The 4134-nt window shown below is 61.0% G+C and carries 2 protein-coding genes and 1 tRNA gene; all 3 read right to left on the bottom strand.

The window, feature by feature from the left end:
* A partial coding sequence (locus VL752_RS12280) for an ABC transporter substrate-binding protein (protein WP_325355591.1) occupies positions 1–687 on the bottom strand: 687 nt, incomplete at its 3' end.
* A gap of 542 nt (positions 688–1229) precedes the next feature.
* Complete coding sequence (locus VL752_RS12275; protein ID WP_325355589.1) at positions 1230–3896, bottom strand: tetratricopeptide repeat protein; 2667 nt, start codon at positions 3894–3896, stop codon at positions 1230–1232.
* A 104-nt stretch (positions 3897–4000) separates the two neighbouring features.
* A tRNA-Met gene (locus tag VL752_RS12270) sits at positions 4001–4077 on the bottom strand.
* Positions 4078–4134 lie beyond the last annotated feature (57 nt).

Raw genomic sequence — 4134 nt, 5'->3', positions numbered from 1 at the left:
GGGATCATGCGCTTCCTTCTTGTTCGCGATCAGCACCAGTTCGTCATCCGGCGGCACGCCGTAATCCTGAGGCGCGAAGACCACAGGCGTCTTGCCCATCTCCTTGAGCTCGTTGACCTCGAAATTGCGGTAGGCACCGATCACGCCATCGACCTGATGCGAGGTCAGGGCCGTGACGAGGGCAAAATTGACATTCACCAGCGTCACGTCCTTGGGTGAAACGCCGGCATTTTCCAGCATGGTGTCGACGATGGAATCGTCCAGCCCGGCGACCGAGAAGCCGATCTTCTTGCCCTTGAAATCCTTCATCGTCTTGATGCCGCTGTCGCTGATGGCGACCAGAACGTTGAGCGGCTTGTTGATGAGCGTGCCGACGCGAACCACCGGCAGGCCTTGCTCAGCCATGAGGTAGAGCTGCGGCTGATAAGTGAGTGCCAGATCCGCCTGACCAGCAGCGATCTGGCGCGGCGGCAGGCTGGGATCGGCCGGCGCGATGATCTTGACATCAAGCCCATGGCGCGCGAAGGCGCCGGAATACTCCGCCGCCAGGATGGGCGCATGATCAGGATTGACGAACCAATCGAGTAGAATCGTGATTTTCTTGTCCCCGGCATAAGCCGCTGGAGCGAAAGCGGCCGGCATGGCAGCCATCAGGGCAACGAGACTCAACATGGAACGGCGCAGCAAAGAGGCCTCCTGTAACAAACCACCATCAAGGCACGGCGCCCTGACGGCCCTATGCGATATCTGCTCTTCTGGTCGCGATCGGGGAAGCTGCACCAGGCAACGGTCCGGGCACGACGAATGCAACCGACTTACGCGCGGCCCCCTGGGATGAAAAGGGACAACGGTGCGGGGATATTGGAGCTCCCGCAGGGGGCGACGCCAGCGGGGCCCGTGACCGGAAGGAGAGCAGGCCCGCTGCCTGACACCTCACAATAGAACGCCTCGCCCCGCACCGCCACGAGGGCCATCACCCTACTCCCAAATCGCGTCAGCCTGCGCGCCTGCAGGCGGCCGCCTCATCGGTATCAAACGATGCACAGGAAGGGGCACGACTGCGCGTTAGCGCAATGTGCCGCATATCATGCCGGCGTATACCCAACACAAGTGCGCACACTCTGCCCCTCCGTCCAGGAGCAACCACTTGAACGTCACTATCTGGCGCTCTTTCAATGAGATGGCGTAAGCCCGCTCGATTCGTCGCGCCACACAGCGCGTCTGCGCCGCTACGTGCCGTCGCCCGGAGATGTCGGGTCCATCTTCGGAAGAGACGCACGATTTGCAAATGCCCCGCGGAAGGCAAGTTTCGACCAGTGCCTGCCCTGAATCTTGTAGGAAAGTTGGCAATGATAGGCGACCTGTCGCCAGAGTTCGAACTCGTCGACAACCTGCACCGTCTCCAGCTGCTGTCGCCATGCGGCGCCGCTTTCAGCCAGCACGAGCGCGAAGGCCCGTGTAAGCAAACCCGGGCCGGTCAGCATCCAGACCTTGTCGCGGTCGCCGCGATTGAGGGCATTAATTGCCAGCACGAGCGCTTTCCGAAGGACCGGATGCTTCGGGCGGGTTGCGATAAAATTGTTGCCGATGTGGCCGGACGGCTCCTGCCAAAACAGCGCCTCAATCCCGGGCCCGAAAAAGGGTGCGAGAGGTTGCAGGCATCGATCGTCCATGTCCGCCCAAACGCCGCCATCGCGAACCAGAACCGCGAGACGCAGGATGTCCGCCTTGGTTGTGGCATCCTCTGCGCGTTGGAAAGCGATGCTCACCTGGGGTGAAAAATAGGATCGCAGATACAATAAGGCGCTTTCGGTGTCGAACCGACGATACTCCCATTCCGGATTGCAGGTGCGCCAGCTTTCACTCAAGCTTAACACGTCCTCCGGCACCGCGGGCGCATCCCAATACTGCGTGATCCTCATCGGAATGCTCAGGTCAACCGGCGTTCCGCCCACAGACCGAAAGTACCCGCCTTCGCTCAGGGTAACGACAATCATCGTCGCGCTCGGAATATGGTCAGGCCGGTGCCGCATGATCGGCAACAGCGCCTCGATCCTCTCATCCGGCGGAAGAGAGCGCAGATTTTCGAGTTCCTCCATGGCCGCGCGGTCCAGTAGAAGATCGTTCAGCATCTGCCCTTGAAACGTCTGGAACTGGCCGGTCGAATTCCGGCTGAAGAGTCGCTCAGGCTTCTGCAGCTGCTCTAGTCGCGCGTGATAGTGCTGAGCCTCTGCGACGGAACCGCTCCGAATGGCGAGAGAAAACAACTCACCAAGGACAGGCTGATCGAAAGGAGACAGCGCTAATGCCGCGTGTAGGAGATCCCGTGCTGCGGAATGCTGCTTGCAACGTCGCGCCAAGCGGCTTTTGGCGCGGAGGAGGGTCACGTCGTCGCTACTGTTTTGTACCGGCGCCTGTGCCAGCAATGCCTCGGCGTCAGCGATGGTGGCGCGCTTCAGCGCCAGGTCAAAAAGATCCTGCCAGTGCCGCATGTTTCCAGGCCAAAGGGACAGGATTGTCCTTGCTTCCCGGTAGGCATCATCCAACTGGCCCGCACCGCGGAATTGGCGTAGGCGCTCGTCTTTCACTTCTGCATGCTGAGCAAAGGGTTTCTGAACCATGGCCCAAATCGCGTCCGCTTCTTCGTCCCGTCCCAAGCGACGCAAAAGGCGGATGATCCGCAGATGATGAGACACCCTCTCGGGTTGCAGTTCGGACAGACGCTGCGCGAAAGCAAGCGCGGTGCCGTAGTCTTCAAGCTGGGTCGCGAAGTCACACGCCTCTGTCACAAGCCCCGGCTGGCCTGGATCTTTTGCCAGAGCCTTCTGCAGAAGGGATTCCGCGGCGGCGCGATTGCCCATCCGGCGATGTTGTCGTGCAACTTCTAGCACCCATTGCGGGTCACGCGGCAGCCGGGCCTGCAGTTCCTCCAGGCGTTGCAGCACCTGGGTCGGCTGCGCCATCGCGCGATGGATATCCACCCGCCTCCGCAGTGCCATCGTGCGATGCTCGGCGCCCAGTTCCTCAATCTGGTCGACCGCCGCGAAGGCTGCTGGAAAGTCCCCCCGGTCAAGTGCGATGCGGTGTTGTAAGACCAGAGAGTCACATCTCTGCGGCGACGCTGCCTGAGCGGAAGCCGCGTAGGAAAGCGCCTGGTCATGATTACGGCGGATGAGAGCAAGCTCGCCAAGGGCGAGTAGCAGATCATGGCTTGGCCGAACGGCTGTCAGGGCAACCTCTGCTTCCGCGAATTGCCCCGCGCGGCAAAGCTCCGCCGCCAGATCAACACGCCAGGCGCTGGCTGCCGGCTGAAGCGCAATGCTTTCGCGAAAGGCTGCAATCGCGGCTGTCGCCTCACCTTCCATCCGGTAGATCTGGCCCCGCATGTGCCACGCCGCCGCTGCGTGACCGCTGTCTCGGGCGGCCCAAGCATCGACCGCTGCGAAGGCTTCCTCCCTGTCTCCCAGACGCTGGAGCAGGAACGCATATTTGCGCGTCGCATTCTCCGCTCGCTCATCGAGTTCCAGCGCCCGACGATAGCCGTCACGCGCCGCAGCCAGATCGCCGGATTGCTCTTCCAACTCGGCCAACATCACGGAAAGTCTGACGCTGCTGTGTCGATGAAGCCGAAGCAGCTTCCTTGCGTCTTCTATATGGCCGGTCGCGCGCAAGACCTGGGCGCAATCAACCTGCACCTCTTCGTCGAGTGGGGGATTTGCAACGATCGCAGAGAAAATTTCCTTGGCCTGAACATCACTCCCGGCAAGCCAGGCACAACATCCAAGCCCGAGCCGGGCATGAAGATGGCCCGGCGCAGACGCAAGCATTCGCCTAAAATTTGCTTCTGCCATGGCAAGCTTGCCCTGAGATTGAAGCATCTGAAGGCGTTGCAGCATGGACATTTCATCCTACGAGCCGATGCAGGTCCGGATCACGTCAAAGGAGCCGGACCCCGGACGTGAAAAAGCCCGTCAGATGTTGATCTAACGGGCTGTAGGATTGGTTGCGGGGACAGGATTTGAACCTGTGACCTTCAGGTTATGAGCCTGACGAGCTACCGGGCTGCTCCACCCCGCGTGGGTGTAGAAGTAAGACAAGGGTGGGTTGGAAGACCTGGCGGCGACCTACTCTCCC

Source organism: Acidisoma sp., assembly GCF_035492295.1.
In the GTDB taxonomy this organism is placed as follows: Bacteria; Pseudomonadota; Alphaproteobacteria; order Acetobacterales; family Acetobacteraceae; genus Acidisoma.
The sequence above is the reverse complement of the archived record's forward strand: the minus strand, read 5'-3'. Positions and strand labels throughout refer to the sequence as shown.